Annotated in this window: 15 protein-coding genes; 5 read left to right on the top strand and 10 right to left on the bottom strand. The window is 68.6% G+C overall.

The features are described 5' to 3' along the window. Positions 1 to 24 precede the first annotated feature (24 nt). Positions 25 to 405, bottom strand: a complete 381-nt coding sequence (gene speD / locus ACAM58_RS00375; RefSeq protein WP_369663862.1) for an adenosylmethionine decarboxylase — start codon at positions 403 to 405, stop codon at positions 25 to 27. A 136-nt stretch (positions 406 to 541) separates the two neighbouring features. Between speD and ACAM58_RS00370 the strand changes: the two genes are divergently transcribed. Both ACAM58_RS00370 and gap read left to right on the top strand, forming a co-directional pair. Beyond that, on the top strand, positions 542 to 2,647 hold the full coding sequence (locus ACAM58_RS00370) for a transketolase family protein (RefSeq protein ID WP_369663861.1): 2,106 nt from the start codon (positions 542 to 544) through the stop codon (positions 2,645 to 2,647). Positions 2,648 to 2,710: 63 nt separating this feature from the next. Further along, positions 2,711 to 3,712 (top strand): type I glyceraldehyde-3-phosphate dehydrogenase, encoded by a 1,002-nt coding sequence (gene gap / locus ACAM58_RS00365; RefSeq protein WP_015867997.1) that lies wholly within the window; start codon positions 2,711 to 2,713, stop codon positions 3,710 to 3,712. Positions 3,713 to 3,782: 70 nt separating this feature from the next. Here the strand turns inward: gap and ACAM58_RS00360 are convergent, their stop codons facing one another. The 3 genes from ACAM58_RS00360 to ACAM58_RS00350 form a co-directional block, all read right to left on the bottom strand. Continuing rightward, the gene (locus ACAM58_RS00360; RefSeq protein WP_015867996.1) at positions 3,783 to 4,382 is read right to left on the bottom strand and encodes a hypothetical protein; all 600 of its coding nucleotides are present in this window, start codon (positions 4,380 to 4,382) and stop codon (positions 3,783 to 3,785) included. Positions 4,383 to 4,411: 29 nt separating this feature from the next. Continuing rightward, positions 4,412 to 4,981 carry a hypothetical protein gene (locus ACAM58_RS00355; RefSeq protein WP_369663860.1) on the bottom strand — a complete coding sequence of 190 codons (570 nt, stop codon included), beginning with the start codon at positions 4,979 to 4,981 and terminating at the stop codon, positions 4,412 to 4,414. 103 nt (positions 4,982 to 5,084) lie between these two features. Next, positions 5,085 to 5,393, bottom strand: coding sequence for a putative quinol monooxygenase (locus tag ACAM58_RS00350; RefSeq protein ID WP_015867994.1), 309 nt, complete (start codon positions 5,391 to 5,393; stop codon positions 5,085 to 5,087). 102 nt (positions 5,394 to 5,495) lie between these two features. Between ACAM58_RS00350 and ACAM58_RS00345 the strand changes: the two genes are divergently transcribed. Then, a complete protein-coding gene (locus ACAM58_RS00345; RefSeq protein WP_369663859.1) occupies positions 5,496 to 6,824 on the top strand; it encodes an Nramp family divalent metal transporter in 1,329 nt (442 codons plus the stop codon). A gap of 21 nt (positions 6,825 to 6,845) precedes the next feature. Here ACAM58_RS00345 and ACAM58_RS00340 read toward each other — a convergent pair whose 3' ends face one another. Then, the gene (locus ACAM58_RS00340; protein ID WP_018903447.1) at positions 6,846 to 7,187 is read right to left on the bottom strand and encodes a protealysin inhibitor emfourin; all 342 of its coding nucleotides are present in this window, start codon (positions 7,185 to 7,187) and stop codon (positions 6,846 to 6,848) included. Beyond that, on the bottom strand, positions 7,184 to 8,254 hold the full coding sequence (locus tag ACAM58_RS00335; RefSeq protein ID WP_049805747.1) for a M4 family metallopeptidase: 1,071 nt from the start codon (positions 8,252 to 8,254) through the stop codon (positions 7,184 to 7,186). The genes ACAM58_RS00340 and ACAM58_RS00335 overlap by 4 nt, the downstream gene beginning before the upstream one ends. A 147-nt stretch (positions 8,255 to 8,401) precedes the next feature. On the opposite strand from ACAM58_RS00335, the gene ACAM58_RS00330 reads away from it, so the two are divergent. Then, positions 8,402 to 8,692 carry a YciI family protein gene (locus ACAM58_RS00330; protein WP_015867990.1) on the top strand — a complete coding sequence of 97 codons (291 nt, stop codon included), beginning with the start codon at positions 8,402 to 8,404 and terminating at the stop codon, positions 8,690 to 8,692. A gap of 19 nt (positions 8,693 to 8,711) precedes the next feature. Here ACAM58_RS00330 and ACAM58_RS00325 read toward each other — a convergent pair whose 3' ends face one another. The 3 genes from ACAM58_RS00325 to ACAM58_RS00315 form a co-directional block, all read right to left on the bottom strand. Next, the gene (locus tag ACAM58_RS00325; RefSeq protein WP_369664514.1) at positions 8,712 to 9,884 is read right to left on the bottom strand and encodes a pirin family protein; all 1,173 of its coding nucleotides are present in this window, start codon (positions 9,882 to 9,884) and stop codon (positions 8,712 to 8,714) included. Between the two features lie 77 nt (positions 9,885 to 9,961). After that, complete coding sequence (locus ACAM58_RS00320) at positions 9,962 to 10,384, bottom strand: VOC family protein (RefSeq protein WP_015867988.1); 423 nt, start codon at positions 10,382 to 10,384, stop codon at positions 9,962 to 9,964. A 108-nt stretch (positions 10,385 to 10,492) separates the two neighbouring features. Continuing rightward, a complete protein-coding gene (locus ACAM58_RS00315; protein WP_369663858.1) occupies positions 10,493 to 11,866 on the bottom strand; it encodes an amidase family protein in 1,374 nt (457 codons plus the stop codon). Between the two features lie 75 nt (positions 11,867 to 11,941). Here ACAM58_RS00315 and ACAM58_RS00310 point away from each other — a divergent pair, with 75 nt between their 5' ends. Continuing rightward, positions 11,942 to 13,561: a CHAD domain-containing protein gene (locus ACAM58_RS00310; protein ID WP_369663857.1), complete on the top strand. Its 1,620-nt coding sequence runs from the start codon at positions 11,942 to 11,944 to the stop codon at positions 13,559 to 13,561. 27 nt (positions 13,562 to 13,588) lie between these two features. On the opposite strand, the gene ACAM58_RS00305 is transcribed toward ACAM58_RS00310, so the two are convergent. Continuing rightward, the gene (locus ACAM58_RS00305; protein WP_369663856.1) at positions 13,589 to 14,065 is read right to left on the bottom strand and encodes a peptidylprolyl isomerase; all 477 of its coding nucleotides are present in this window, start codon (positions 14,063 to 14,065) and stop codon (positions 13,589 to 13,591) included. Position 14,066: the final 1 nt, after the last annotated feature.

Here is a 14,066-nt window from a genome sequence, read left to right as displayed (position 1 = left end):
CCCGCACCGCAGAAGAAGAAGGCTTCAAGCCGCCACCTTGCCGCGCAGCAATTCGTTGCGTTCGCTGTGGCCGGGCTTGAACAGGGAGATCAGGCATTCCATCAGCGCATGCGCCTTGGCCGAATGGTCGCCGCCGAAGTTGCACACGTAGACGTCGAGCGTGGCGCCGCGCTGTTCGGGCCAGGTGTGGATGCACAGGTGAGATTCGGCCAGCAGCACGGTGGCCGTGACCCCGCCCGGCCCTTGCGGCGTGGCCGGAAAACCATGGACCAGCTTGCCCACCGGCTGCAGCCCGGCGGCCGTTGCCGCCTTGAGGCAGACGGCGCCGAGCGCCTCCTTGTCGGTGAGCCATTGCATGGCGCATTGGCAGTCGTGGAGATCGGCGGTGAGGTGCAGCCCGTGCATGGGTGGCAACTCTAGCAGCCCGGGTGTCGCCAAAGAGCATCAGTGGGGTGTTCTGGCCGCTGCGCGAGGGGGTTGGAGCGAGGCCGGTAAAATCGCGGGTTCCCCCTAATCCACATTCCCCGAAAGCCCACCGCCCATGGCAAACCAAGCCCTGATGGCCAACGCGATTCGCGCGCTGGCCATGGATGCCGTCCAACAAGCAAACTCCGGCCATCCGGGCGCACCGATGGGCATGGCCGACATGGCCGTCGCACTCTGGGGCGAACACCTGCGCTACAACCCCGCGAACCCGCACTGGTTCGACCGCGACCGCTTCGTGCTGTCGAACGGCCACGCCTCGATGCTGCTGTATGCGGTGCTGCACCTCACGGGCTACGACCTGCCCATCAGCGAGCTCAAGAACTTCCGCCAGCTGCACAGCAAGACCGCGGGCCACCCCGAGGTCGACGTGACCCCCGGCGTGGAAACCACCACCGGCCCGCTGGGCCAGGGCATCACCAATGCCGTGGGCTTTGCGCTGGCCGAGAAGCTGCTCGCGGCCGAGTTCAACCGCAAGGACCACGCGATCGTCGACCACCACACCTACGCCTTCCTGGGCGACGGCTGCATGATGGAAGGCATCAGCCATGAAGCCTGCGCGCTGGCCGGCGCCTGGCACCTGAACAAGCTGATTGCGCTGTACGACGACAACGGCATCAGCATCGACGGCCAGGTCAAGCCCTGGTTCATCGACAACACCGAAGAGCGCTTCAAGGCCTACGGCTGGAACGTGATCGGCCCGATCGACGGCAACGACGCCAAGGACGTGTCCAAGGCCATCGCCAAGGCCAGGAAGGAAGATTCGAAGCCCACCCTCATCATCTGCAAGACGCAGATCGGCAAGGGCAGCCCGAACCGCGCCAACACCGCCAAGGCCCATGGCGAGCCGCTGGGCGCCGACGAAATCGCGCTCACGCGCGCCGCGCTGAACTGGCCGTACGCGGCCTTCGAAGTGCCGCAGGAGGCGTATGCCGACTGGAACCACAAGGAAGAAGGCGCCAAGGCCGAAGCCGCCTGGAACGACCGCTTCGACGCCTACGCCAAGGCCTACCCGGGCCTGGCCGCCGAGTTCACCCGCCGCATGAAGGGCGAGCTGCCGAAGAACTTCCACCAGGTGGCGTTCGACACCGTGGTCGCCGCCCACACCAAGGGCGAAACCGTGGCCAGCCGCAAGGCCAGCCAGCTCGCGCTCGAGGCCTTCACCGCCGCGCTGCCCGAAATGCTCGGCGGCAGCGCCGACCTCACGGGCTCCAATCTCACCAACACCAAGAGCACCGCCGCGCTGCGCTTCGACGCCAAGACCGGCGCCGTGGTGCTGAATGCACCAATCGCGACGCAGTCCCCGCAAGGCGCCGAAGACGAAGCCTCGCAGGGCGCAGCCGTCGAGCCGCCGCACGGCGAGATCGGCCGCCACATCAACTACGGCGTGCGCGAGTTCGGCATGGCGGCCATCATGAACGGCATTGCGCTGCATGGCGGCTTCATTCCCTACGGCGGCACCTTCCTGACCTTCAGCGACTACAGCCGCAACGCCATCCGCATGGCCGCGCTCATGAAGCGCCGCGTGGTGCACGTGTTCACGCACGACTCCATCGGCCTGGGCGAAGACGGCCCCACGCACCAGTCGATCGAGCATGCCGCCTCGCTGCGCCTGATTCCCAACCTCGACGTCTGGCGCCCGGGCGACACCGCCGAAACCGCCGTGGCCTGGGCCGTGGCGCTGCAGAACCAGTCGCGCCCCACCGCGCTGCTCCTGAGCCGCCAGAACATCGCCTATGCGCCCAAGGGTGACCTCGGCGACATCAGCCGCGGCGCCTATGTGCTGTCGGAGCCCGAAGCCGTCGGCCTCAAGAGCAAGAAGACCGCCGCGGTCATCATCGCGACCGGCTCCGAAGTGCAGCTCGCGCTGGCCGCGCAGAAACTGCTGGCCGAAAAGAAGATTGCCGTGCGCGTGGTGTCGATGCCCTCGACCACCACCTTCGACCGCCAGGACGTGGCCTACAAGAAGGCCGTGCTGCCCAAGAAGCTGCCGCGCATCGCGGTGGAAATGGGCTGCACCGGCGGCTGGTGGAAATACGGCTGCGCGGCCGTCGTGGGCATCGACAGCTACGGCGAGTCGGCACCGGCACCGGCGCTGTTCAAGCACTTCGGCTTCACGGCCGAGAACGTTGCCGCCACGGTCGAAGCCGCCCTGCGCGGCTGAGCCCGGCGAGGCGTTTTTCCTTTCTGTCCGACCACAAGTTTTTCAACCTTAGGAGCAAATCAGATGGCTATCAAACTCGGTATCAATGGCTTCGGTCGCATCGGTCGCAACGTGCTGCGCGCAGCGGTGCAGAACTTCAAGAACGACATCGAGATCGTCGCCATCAACGACCTGCTCGAGCCCGACTACCTGGCCTACATGCTCCAGTACGACTCGGTGCATGGCCGCTTCAAGGGCGAAGTCACGGTGGAAGGCAACACGCTGATCGTCAACGGCAAGAAGATCCGCCTCACGCAGGAGCGCGATCCCGCGCAGCTGAAGTGGAATGAAGTCGGCGCCGACATCGTGCTCGAATCCACCGGCCTGTTCCTCACCAAGGAAACCTGCCAGAAGCACCTCGACGCGGGCGCGAAGAAGGTGATCATGTCGGCGCCGTCGAAGGACGACACCCCCATGTTCGTCTACGGCGTGAACGACAAGAAGTACGCCGGCGAAGCCATCGTCAGCAACGCCAGCTGCACCACCAACTGCCTGGCGCCGCTGGCCAAGGTGCTGAACGACAAGTGGGGCATCAAGCGCGGCCTGATGACCACCGTGCACGCCGCCACCGCCACGCAGAAGACCGTCGACGGCCCGAGCAACAAGGACTGGCGCGGCGGCCGCGGCATCCTGGAAAACATCATTCCCTCGAGCACCGGCGCTGCCAAGGCCGTGGGCGTGGTGATCCCCGAGCTCAACAAGAAGCTCACGGGCATGAGCTTCCGCGTGCCGACCTCCGACGTGTCGGTGGTCGACCTCACGGTGGAGCTCGAGAAGGAAGCCACCTACAAGGAAATCTGCGCCGAGATGAAGTCGCAGAGCGAAGGCGCGCTCAAGGGCGTGCTGGGCTACACCGAGGACAAGGTGGTGGCCACCGACTTCCGCGGCGACCCGCGCACCTCGATCTTCGACGCCGAAGCCGGCATTGCGCTGGACGGCACCTTCGTGAAGCTCGTGAGCTGGTACGACAACGAATGGGGCTACTCGAACAAGTGTCTGGAAATGGTGAAGGTCGTGGCGAAGTAAAAAGCTTCGCGGCTCCGACAACAAAAACGCGCCCGAGGGCGCGTTTTTTCATGGGCGAGCACCGGGCGTTTCAGCGCAGCTTCTCGTTCCTTCGGATCTCGCTGCTGAGCTGCGACGTCAGCCGCGTGGCGGCGCGGCGGGCGGCGAGCCCGTAGTCGCCGTTGAACTCGCCGAACTCCGCCGTGCCGTTGCCGACCGCGCGCACCCGCGTGAGCTCGGCGCCGGCCGCATCGCTCACCACGCAGCTCACCTCGGCGGTGAACGAGGTGGGCGGCCAGGTGATCCACGAGGACGAGCTCGAATCGGTCCTGATCTGCGGCGTGAACACCAGCGACACGCCCGCCGCCTCGTTGGCCTTGGCATCGCCGGCGGTGCGCAGCACGACCACGTCGCGGTAGACCGCGCGCAGCGCATCGCGGATCGACTTCTCGAGGTCGCGGTACGGGTAGTAGCTCACGCGGTCGCCGCTGCCGCCGGCGGTGGTCACCTGCTGGTCGCGCTGGGCGTCGGTCATCACGTAGGCCACCTTCTTGGGAAGGAGGCGCGCCTGCGATCGCGGCGGCGCGGTTTCCGTGATCATCGTGATCGGATGGGCGCAGGCGGCCAGCAAGGCCGCCAGGACCGCAGCGGCAAACAGGCGAGCGGCCGAAGAAGAAAAAAGAAAAGGCATGGTGCGGCTTTCTCCGGCAATGGCTGTGGCTAGGGTGCAATCGCCGCGATGAACTGCGGATCGGCATACACCTGCCGCAGCAGCGCGCGCACCAGCCTCGGATAGGCGGCCTGTCCGGCGGGCACGGCCACGATGTTGGCGTAGCTCGAGTCGAAGGCAAGCTCGCCGCGGTAGGTCTTGCGCAGCCTCTGCGCGGACGCGCGCGTCACGACCACCTCCACCTCCATGCGGCCGCTGCCGTTGATCACGCCAAGGTCGAGTTCGTTGACGAGAATCCGCGCCGCGATGCGGGTCGGGGCCTTGGGGTCGTAGGCCGATATTTCTCCCAGGTCGCGCGTCAGCGCGTCTTCCAGGTACTGCGCGAAGCTGCCGCTGGGCGAAAGCAGTTTCGCGCGGCGCAGGCGCAGGGTGTTGACGCTGTCGTTCGGGTCGGTCGGCTGCACCTTGGCGACCGCCACCATGCCGGGGCGCGCGGCTTCGAGCCGGTCGAGCGCCTCGTAGTCGGCCGCATAGGGCGGCGCGGCGAGCTGCGCGCAGCCGGACGCCAGCACCAGCGCGGCCGATGCGAAGAGCCTTGCGGTGAAAGCGCGCAGGCGCATACCCCGCGGTCTGAAGAAGATCGCCATGCCTCGTGTCCCTCCTCGGGATGCCTGATCCCGGCGCGAGGGTAGCAGGCATTGCGCCGCGCGCGAAGGCCGATTTTCAGACCGGCTCGAGCACGTGGATCAGCTTGCTCTGGACCAGCTCCTTCGTCTTCGCGCCGTGGGCCGCCATGTGCGGTGCCACCGCATGGGCCTGCAGGTGGGCCAGCGTTTCCCATTTCTCGATCACCACGAAGGTGTCGGGGCCGAAGCTGGCCTTCGATGCCGGCACGCCCGCCGCGTCGACCGTGGCGCCGTATTCGATGCAGCCCTCCTCGGCCAGCACGGCCGCGCGGTTGGCGGCAAAGGCTTCGAGCAGGCTGGCGCGCTGGCCCGGCTTGGCGGTGATGACGGCGACGACGTGGATCATGGAAAAAAGCTCCGTAGTTTCATGTGTGTGGAATGGGACCGCCGAATCTAAAAGACCGGCCGCTGGGACAGCGGTCCCGCGCGCGACCCTATCATCGCCCGCATGTTCTTTCCCCTGCCCCGCACGGCCACCGCGCCCTTCTGCCCCTCCGAAGTCAAGGGCAGCGTGGCGGTCCCGCAGGACCTGCCGTTCGGCAAGAAGCTGCTGCGCTACGCGGGGCCGGGCCTGCTGGTTTCGGTGGGCTACATGGACCCGGGCAACTGGGCGACCGACATCGAGGCCGGCTCGCGCTTCGGCTACGGCCTGCTCTTCGTGGTGCTGCTCGCGAGCCTCGCGGCCATGCTGCTGCAGACGCTGTGCGTGCGGCTCGGCCTGGTGGCGCAGAAAGACCTGGCGCGCGCCTGCCGCGAGCACTATTCGCCGCGCGTGAGCCGCTTCCTGTGGCTGGGCGCGGAGCTGGCCATCGTGGCCTGCGACCTGGCCGAGGTGCTGGGCAGCGCGCTCGCATTGCACCTGCTGTTCGGCGTCTCGATCCCGGTCGGCATCGGCATCACGGCGTTCGACACGCTGCTCGTGCTGGGGCTGCAGGGTGCGGGCTTCCGGCGCGTGGAGGCGATCGTGCTCGGGCTGGTGGGCACCATCGCGGGCTGCTTCGTGGTGGAGCTTGCGATGTCGCAGCCCAACTGGTTCGGCGTGGCAATGGGCTTTGCGCCCAGCTTCGAGCGGCTGCAGCAGCCGAGCGCGCTGTACCTTGCGATCGGCGTGGTGGGCGCCACCGTGATGCCGCACAACCTGTACCTGCATTCGTCCATCGTGCAGACCCGGCTGGTGGCCGACAGCGATGCGGCGCGGCGCGAGGCGGTGCGCTTCTGCACCTTCGACGCGGTGTTCTCGCTTTCGCTCGCGCTCCTGGTCAACGCGGCCATCATGGTGCTGGCGGCCAGCGCCTTCCACAGCACCGGCCATGTGGAAGTGACCGAGATCGACGACGCCTACCGGCTCATCGAGCCCATCGTGGGCAGCGCGGTGGCGGCCACGCTGTTCGGCATTGCGCTGCTGGCCTCGGGCCAGAGCTCGACCTTCACCGGCACCATTGCAGGCCAGATCATCATGGAAGGCTTTCTCGACCTGAAGATCCCGTGCTGGCAGCGCCGCCTGATCACGCGGGGGCTGGCGCTCGGGCCGGCGTTCCTGGGGGTCTGGTGGTTCGGCGATGGCGGCGTGGGCAAGATGCTGGTGCTGAGCCAGGTGGTGCTGAGTTTCCAGCTGCCCTTCGCGATGTGGCCGCTGATCCGCTTCACGAGCAGCCGCGCGCTGATGGGCGGCTTTGCCAGCGGCACGCTGGTCAAGCTGCTGGCCTGGGGGCTGTTCGGCGTGATCAGCGCGGCCAACGTGTGGCTGGTGGCGTCGGCGGTGCTCGGCGGCCCTTGATTCGGCGGAGAAGAAAAAGCCTCAGCGCTCGGCCGCGTCTTTCCACAGGTGCACCAGCGACGCGGGCGCCTCGTTCTCGGGCACCTCGAAGCTGACCGAAGAACCTGAATGGGAGGTGGCGCTTTCCACCACCACTTCCACGCGGTAGAAGCGCTGGTCGCCGCCCGGCGAACCGGGGCCTGCGCGCGGCTCCGCGTGCGGCGCCGCGCTTTGCAGCGCCTCGCCGATCTGCTGGCGCAGTTCCTCGCTGCAGTTGCCCAGCTGGTAGCTGCGCGGGCGCGACAGGCCCGGCACGTAGGCCACGCCGCCCTCGCGCGTCACGCGCACGACGGAGGCCTGGTCCAGGGGCGGAAGCTGAATCATGATGGTGTGACTCCCACGGTGTTCCATGCAGCGCCAACGGCCTTGTGCGCCGCGCTGCCGGCGCCGAAGCGCCTGGCCGCATTTTCCACGCTGAGCTGCGCGAAGGCCAGGAAATCGGCGTCCTGGCGCAGCCGCCGGTCGCACACCGTGTCGTACCAGACGCGCCCGGCCGTCTCCCATGCCGGACCCTGGATGGCCGTGGCAGCGAGATGGAAGGCGCGGTTCGGAATGCCGGAATTGATGTGCACGCCGCCATTGTCCTGCCGCGTGTCGACAAAGTCCTTCATGTGGGCAGGCTGCGGGTCCTTGCCGAGCACCGGGTCGTCGTAGGCCGTGCCGGGCTCGGCCATCGAGCGCAGCGCGCGCGCCTTGACCTTGCCGGTGAAGAGCCCCGCGCCCACCAGCCAGTCGGCCTGCTGCGCCGTCTGCTTGAGCAGGTGCTGCTTGACCAGCGCGCCGAACACGTCGCAGATCGACTCGTTGAGCGCCCCCGGCTGCCCCTGGTAGACCAGGCCCGACTCGTGGTCGATCACGCCGTGCGTGAGCTCGTGGCCGATGATGTCCACCGCGATGGTGAAGCGGTTCATGACCTCGCCGTCGCCGTCGCCGAACACCATCTGCTGGCCGTTCCAGAAGGCGTTGTCGTAGTCGTTGCCGTAGTGCACGCTGCCCGTGAGCGGCATGCCCGCGCCGTCGATGGAATCGCGCTCGAAGATGTCGTGGTAGAGGCGGTAGGTGGCGCCCAGGTAGTCGTAGGCCTCGTCGGCGGCGATGTCGCCGGTGGCGGCCTGTCCTTCGGCACGCACCAGCCGCCCCGGCAGGACCATGGTGTGCTCTGCGTCGTGGATGGCGCGCGCGGGCGAGCCGCGCCGCACATAGCTGGGCGCGGGGCCCGACGACACGCCCTGCCCGGCCACCGCCTCGCGCAGGCCGCGGTGCTGCAGGTCGATCATCAGCGTCTGCGCCGCCTTCGCGCTGGCATGCGCACCGGCATGTTGCGCCAGCCGGTCCAGCAGGTACGGCGGTACGAAGCTGGGCGGCAAAAGGCCCGGCGAGCGAAGCGGCATGGGCGACTCTCCTTTGCAGTTGAGGGCAACAAAAAAGACGGTATCAGAAAGCCGTAAAACCTGGATCACACCGTTACTTCTGGTCATGAGGTGGCCGCGTTCCAGGCCATACGATCGGAGCCTTCCGATCCACTTGCCGCTGCTGCCATGTTCATCGTCACGCTCACCTACATCCGTCCGCTTGAAGAGCTCGATGTGTTGATGGATGGGCACATGGCGTGGCTGCGAAAGCACTACCAAAGTGGTCTGTTCCTGGCCTCGGGCCGGCAGGTGCCGCGCAAGGGCGGCGTGATCTTCGCGCGCTCGGGCGACCGGGCAGAGCTCGAGGCCGTGCTCGCACGCGACCCCTTCGTGCAGAACGGCGTGGCCAGCACGCACGTGATCGAGTTCGTGCCGAGCATGACCGCGCCCGCGACCGAGATCCTCAAGGCGCTCTGAGGCCGCTTGCCCGCGCGGCTCAGGTCGCCGGCTTTTCCTCGCGCCCGCCGGGGTGCCGCGCAAAGCGCGCCGCATCGCGGCCATGCACCGGCGCCGGATCGCTCCAGGGCCAGCCGCCGAACTGCGTGCGGCGGTAGTCGGCCAGCGTCTGGCTGATCTCGGCCTGCGTGTTCATCACGAACGGACCGTACTGCGCCACCGGCTCGGCAATGGGGCGCCCCTGCAGCAGCAGGAATTCGCCCGGCTCTTCATCGCCGTTGCGCAGCTCGACGGCGGTGTCCGCGCGCAGTTCGATGGCGGCCGGGCCTTCCACGCGCCGGCCTGCGATGGTGGCCACCGCGCCCTTGAAGAAGTACAGCATGCGCCGCGTGCCCTCGCCCGCGGCGGGCGGCAGCGTCCACTGCGCGCCGGGCGTCATCTTGAGCGTCCAGATCGCGACGTCGGCATCGGCCTGCGCGGCCCATGAATCGGGCGGCGGCGCCAGCGGGCGGATCGGCTCTCCGTTGCCCGCGGCCGTGCCGCCGAAACGGCCCGCGACCACCGCGATCTCGGTGCGGCCGCCCGCCGCGTCGTCGGACGCAAGGCGCGGAATGGCCTCCGACCAGAACATCGTGAAGTGCGGCTCGGCCATCTTGCTGCTGGCCGGCAGGTTGAGCCAGATCTGGAACAGTTCGAGCGGATTGGGCGCGTTCGCATCGAGCAGCGGAAACATCTCCGAATGCACGATGCCCTTGCCCGCCGTGAGCCACTGCACGTCGCCGCCGCCGAAGCGTGCGGTGGCGCCCAGCGAATCGGAATGGTCGACCAGCCCCTTGCGCACGATGGTCACCGTCTCGAAGCCGCGGTGCGGGTGCGAGGGAAAGCCCGGCACCGTGTCGCCGTGGTACATGCTCCAGCCGTCCTTGCGGCTGAAGTCCTGGCCGATCTGGCGGCCCGCGAGCGGCGCCTCAGGCCCCATCTGCGCGTTGGCCTTCGGATAGGCGTCGTCGTGATAGACGCAGAACAGGAACGGGTCGATCGTCTGCCACGGGAAGCCGAGCGGGCTCACCTGCAGCACGGGGCTGCGGCCGTCCTCGATAGGGCTGCTGCTGTCGTTGTTGCTGGACACCTCGGTATTCCTTTCGGTTGGGCGTGCCGCGGCCGGATGCGCGGCAACGCTGCTGTCCGGAATATCGGGGCGCACGCGCTTCAGGGAAGGGGCCTTCCGCGCAACAGTGAGGAGCGCATATGGAACGATGGGCATCGTTCTGCGTGCTTGGCGGCGCGCCCTCAGGCGTTCTGGTGGGTCACTTCGGCGTTCGGGTCCATGTACATCAGCTCCCACAGGTGGCCGTCGAGGTCCTGGAAGCCGTGGCCGTACATGAAGCCGTAGTCCTGCGGCTCGCGCGGCACCGTGCCGCCCGCGGCCACCGCCTTGGCCACCATCTCGTCGACCTCGGCGCGGCTTTCGCACGACAGGCACAGCAGCACCTCGGTGCTCTTGCTGGTGTCGGCGAGGCTCTTGCTCGTGAAGGTCTTGAAGAAGTCTTCCACCAGCAGCATCGCGTGGATGCTGCCTTCCTGGATCACCATGCAGGCGGCGTTGGCGTCCGTGAACTTCTCGTTGAAGGTGTAGCCCAGCGCGGCAAAGAATGCCTTGGACTTGTCGAGGTTCTTGACGGCGAGGTTCACGAAGATCTGCTTGTTGGCCATGGTTGTCTTTCCTGTGTCGATGAAGAATGGATCGGAGCTTTGCCGGTGTGTTGTGTACACCGTCCACAAAAGATACCAAAGAAAATGTACGGTGTCCACATTATTTTTTCAAGCGGCACTTTTGGCCAGCAGCCCGGCCAGCGCGAGGGTGCTGCGATCCTCGAAATACGGGCCGACGATCTGCACGCCCAGCGGCAATCCGCCGGCCGTGAAGCCCGCGGGCGCGACCGTGGCGGGCAGCCCGCCCAGGCTCGCGAGCCCGGACCAGGCCGCCAGCTCGCCATACGGTGTGGGCCTTCCGTCGATAGTGAGCGTGCGCTTCTCGAAATCGGGCTCGGCCATGTGCTCGAAGGCTGCACAGCCCACCGCCGGGCACAGCACGGCGTCGAATTGCGTGAACAGCGTGCGCAGCTGCGCCCGGATGCGCGTGCGCGTGGCCAGCAGGTCGAACCAGGTGCGAAGCTGCATCGGCGAGCGGCCGCCGGGCTCGGCATGCGCGAGCACGGTCTGCACGATCTGGCCGTAGGTGTCGCCGACTTCGGCCAGGTCGGGCAGCAGGTCCGAGGCTCGGGCCACCGAGGCGCCGGCCTTTGCCAGCCGCTGCCCGGCGCCTTCGACGGCGGCGCGCACATCGGCCGCCACCGCGGCCTGCGGATGCGCGGTGACCACCAGCACGCGCCAGTCCTTGGCCGCCGCATGGCGCGCCGCCGGCAGCATGAAGCGGCCCTGCGCCACGTGGGCCGCATCGGGCCCGGCCAGCACGTCGAGCGCCAGCGAGAGGTCCTCGGCGCCATGGCCGATCGGTCCGATCACCGAGGGCAGTGAGGCCAGCGCCTCCTCGGTGCCCGGAAACGCGAAGCCGCGCGTCGGCAGCAGGCCGTGGCTCGGCTTGTGCGCGTACACGCCGCAAAAGCTCGCGGGAACACGCAGCGAGCCCGTGAGGTCGGAGCCCAGCTCCAGCGCCACCATGCCGGTGGCCACCGCCACCGCGCCGCCGCCCGACGAGCCGCCCGGCGTGCGCCCGGCGTCGAGCGGGTGCACCGTGCGGCCGTACACCGGGTTGGCGCTCTGCCAGTCGGCCAGCGCCGGCGGCACGTTGGTCTTGCCGAGAATCACCGCGCCCGCCGCCTTGAGGCGCGCCACGGCCACGGCGTCCTGCTGCGGCACGAAATCGCGGAACTGCGGCAGGCCCCAGCTGGTCGGCAGGCCGGCCACGTTGAAAGCCTCCTTCACCGTCATCGGCACGCCCAGCAGCGGCCGGCGCTCGCCGCGCGCGAGGGCCGCGTCGGCTTCGGCGGCCTGGCGGCGCGCGCGGGCGAAGTCGCGCACCACCACCGCGTTGAGCGCACCGTCGATCGCCTCGATGCGGGCGATGGCGGCTTCGCACAGCGCCGCGGCGCTCAGCTGGCCGGCGGCCAGTGCCCTGGCCGATGGGGCGGCGCCTGCGGCGAGCAGGGCGGTGGGATCGAGCGGTGTGGCCATGGCGAGCCTTTCCTTCTTTCCTGATGCGCAGCGGCAGGCGCAAAGCCGGCGGCGCGATGAACAAGACCGGGCATCATGGCCGGCATGGAAATCGAGTTCAAGTTTCATGTTCCCGCACAGCGCCTGAAAGCCGTCGAGGCCGCCATGCGGCGCGGCAGCGTGGTGCGCACGCGGCTGCAGGCGCGCTATTTCGACACCGCGGACCAGGCGCTGGCCGCCCAGGGCATCGTGCTGCGCCTGCGCAAGGAAGGGCCGCGCTGGGTGCAGACCGTCAAGGCCACCGGCGACAACGCGCTGCACCGGCTCGAACACAACGTCGACCTGGGCGCCGCAGCGGCCGGCGGCGGCGCGCCGGCCATCGAACCGCAGCGCCACCAGGGCACGCCCGTGGGCGAGCGGCTTGCCCAGGTGCTGGCCGCGAGCGGCGCCGCGCTGGTCGAGCGCCAGTCCACCGACATCGTGCGGCTCACACGTGATGTGCGCACCACCGGCGCCGGCGCCGCCGTGGTGGAACTGGCGCTCGATGTCGGCAAGGTCATCGCCCATGCGGGCACGCCGGACGAGCGCGAGTCGCCGGTGTGCGAACTGGAACTCGAGCTCAAGCGCGGCGGCGTGCAGGGGCTGGTGGCGCTCGCGCGCCGCTGGTCGCAGCAGCACGGCCTGTGGTTCAGCACCGTGTCCAAGGCCGAGCGCGGCACGCGGCTGCTGGCGAAAGTCGATGCGGTTCCGGCCGTGAAGGCCGAGGCGCCGCGCTTTGCCAACGAGAAAGAAAAGCCGGGCGGCCGCGCCATCCAGCAGGCCGTGGTCGCGTCGTGCCTCGCGCAGATGCTGCCCAACGCGAGCGAGATCGCCGCGGGCAGCACGGATGAAGAGCAGATCCACCAGCTGCGCATCGGCATCCGGCGCCTGCGCACCGCGCTGCGCGAACTCGCGGGGCTCGACCCGCGCACCGGTCTTTTCAACGGCGGCGAATGGGAGCCGCCGCTGGTCGAGGCCTTCCGCGCGCTCGGCGCGCTGCGCGACCGCGAGCAGATCCTGAAGCTGGCGCAGCCGCAACTGCGCGAGGCGGGGGCGCCGGAGTTCGATCCGCTGGCTGGCGACGATGCGGCGGCCGAGGCGCCCTCGCCCGGCGAGGTGGTGCGCGCGCCGGCGTTCCAGTCGGTGCTGGTGTCGCTGATCGGCTTTACCGCGGCCACCGCCGGGGAAGCTGCGCCGCAGACCGAAGCCGAAGCTGCCGGCCAGCCCGCGTCAGCGCCGGCGCCGCTCGACGCCGCCGAGGCACGGCGCCTTCTGCGCAAGCGCCTGCAGCGGCTGCATCGGCAGGCGGTGCGCGACGGCCGCCGCTTCGAATCGCTGTCGGCCGAAGACCAGCATCGCACGCGCAAGCGGCTCAAGCGCCTGCGCTACCTGGCCGAATTCGCGGCGCCGCTGTTCGCCGCCGATGCGGACGACGACAAGGAAAAGCCGGCCGCCGAGCGCTACCTGAAGCGCCTGCGCCCCGCGCAGGACGCGCTGGGCGAATTCAACGACGAAGCCGTGGCGCTCGCGCTCTACCGCGAAGCCACCGCGCGCGATGCGCGCGCATGGTTCGCCGTCGGCTGGTTCAGCGCGCGCCACGCGGCGGGCGCGAAGGCCTGCCGCAAGGCACTGGGCCGGATCGCAAAGGCGCCGCGGTTCTGGAAGAAGAACAACTAGAACGACCGGGCCGCCGGACCCGATCGGTCAGTGATGGTGCCCATGCGCACCATGCACGTGCCGATGCTCGATCTCCACCGGCAGCGCCGCGCGCACGTCCGTCACCTGGAGGCTGAACTTCAGCGCCTTGCCGGCCCAGGGGTGGTTGCCGTCCAGCAGCACGACCGGGCCCTTGATCTTCATCACGGTGAAGAGGTGCTCGGTGCCATCGTCGAGCCGCCCCTCGAGTTGCCCGCCCACCTTCACGCCCGGCGGGAATTCGGACTTGGGGATGCTGCGCACCAGCGACTCGTCGCGCAGGCCGAAGGCGTCTTCGGGCGCCAGGTTCAGCGTGGTCTGGAAGCCCTTTTCCTTGCCATCGAGCACTTCCTCGATCTTGGGCAGCGTGTTCTCGTAGCCGCCATGCAGGTAGGCCATCGGCTCGGGGCTGGCTTCGATCAGCTTGCCCTGGGCGTCGGCGACCTTGTACTTGAGGGTGACGACTGTGTCTTTTTCGATTTTCATG

Source organism: Variovorax sp. V116, assembly GCF_041154435.1.
In the GTDB taxonomy this organism is placed as follows: Bacteria; Pseudomonadota; Gammaproteobacteria; order Burkholderiales; family Burkholderiaceae_C; genus Variovorax; species Variovorax paradoxus.
Note: the sequence above shows the minus strand (reverse complement) of the source record. Positions and strands in the feature narration are given on the sequence as shown.

Excerpts from the sequence above, each read along its gene's own strand:
- ACAM58_RS00315 (WP_369663858.1), bottom strand. The coding sequence starts at position 11,866 with ATGGCCACACCGCTCGATCCCACCGCCCTGCTCGCCGCAGGCGCCGCC.
- ACAM58_RS00350 (WP_015867994.1), bottom strand. The coding sequence starts at position 5,393 with ATGATCCACGTCGTCGCCGTCATCACCGCCAAGCCGGGCCAGCGCGCC.
- gap (WP_015867997.1), top strand. The coding sequence starts at position 2,711 with ATGGCTATCAAACTCGGTATCAATGGCTTCGGTCGCATCGGTCGCAAC.
- ACAM58_RS00320 (WP_015867988.1), bottom strand. The coding sequence starts at position 10,384 with ATGGCCAACAAGCAGATCTTCGTGAACCTCGCCGTCAAGAACCTCGAC.
- ACAM58_RS00345 (WP_369663859.1), top strand. The coding sequence starts at position 5,496 with ATGTTCTTTCCCCTGCCCCGCACGGCCACCGCGCCCTTCTGCCCCTCC.
- ACAM58_RS00340 (WP_018903447.1), bottom strand. The coding sequence starts at position 7,187 with ATGATTCAGCTTCCGCCCCTGGACCAGGCCTCCGTCGTGCGCGTGACG.
- ACAM58_RS00330 (WP_015867990.1), top strand. The coding sequence starts at position 8,402 with ATGTTCATCGTCACGCTCACCTACATCCGTCCGCTTGAAGAGCTCGAT.
- ACAM58_RS00310 (WP_369663857.1), top strand. The coding sequence starts at position 11,942 with ATGGCCGGCATGGAAATCGAGTTCAAGTTTCATGTTCCCGCACAGCGC.
- ACAM58_RS00355 (WP_369663860.1), bottom strand. The coding sequence starts at position 4,981 with ATGCGCCTGCGCGCTTTCACCGCAAGGCTCTTCGCATCGGCCGCGCTG.
- ACAM58_RS00370 (WP_369663861.1), top strand. The coding sequence starts at position 542 with ATGGCAAACCAAGCCCTGATGGCCAACGCGATTCGCGCGCTGGCCATG.
- ACAM58_RS00305 (WP_369663856.1), bottom strand. The coding sequence starts at position 14,065 with ATGAAAATCGAAAAAGACACAGTCGTCACCCTCAAGTACAAGGTCGCC.
- ACAM58_RS00335 (WP_049805747.1), bottom strand. The coding sequence starts at position 8,254 with ATGCCGCTTCGCTCGCCGGGCCTTTTGCCGCCCAGCTTCGTACCGCCG.
- ACAM58_RS00360 (WP_015867996.1), bottom strand. The coding sequence starts at position 4,382 with ATGCCTTTTCTTTTTTCTTCTTCGGCCGCTCGCCTGTTTGCCGCTGCG.
- speD (WP_369663862.1), bottom strand. The coding sequence starts at position 405 with ATGCACGGGCTGCACCTCACCGCCGATCTCCACGACTGCCAATGCGCC.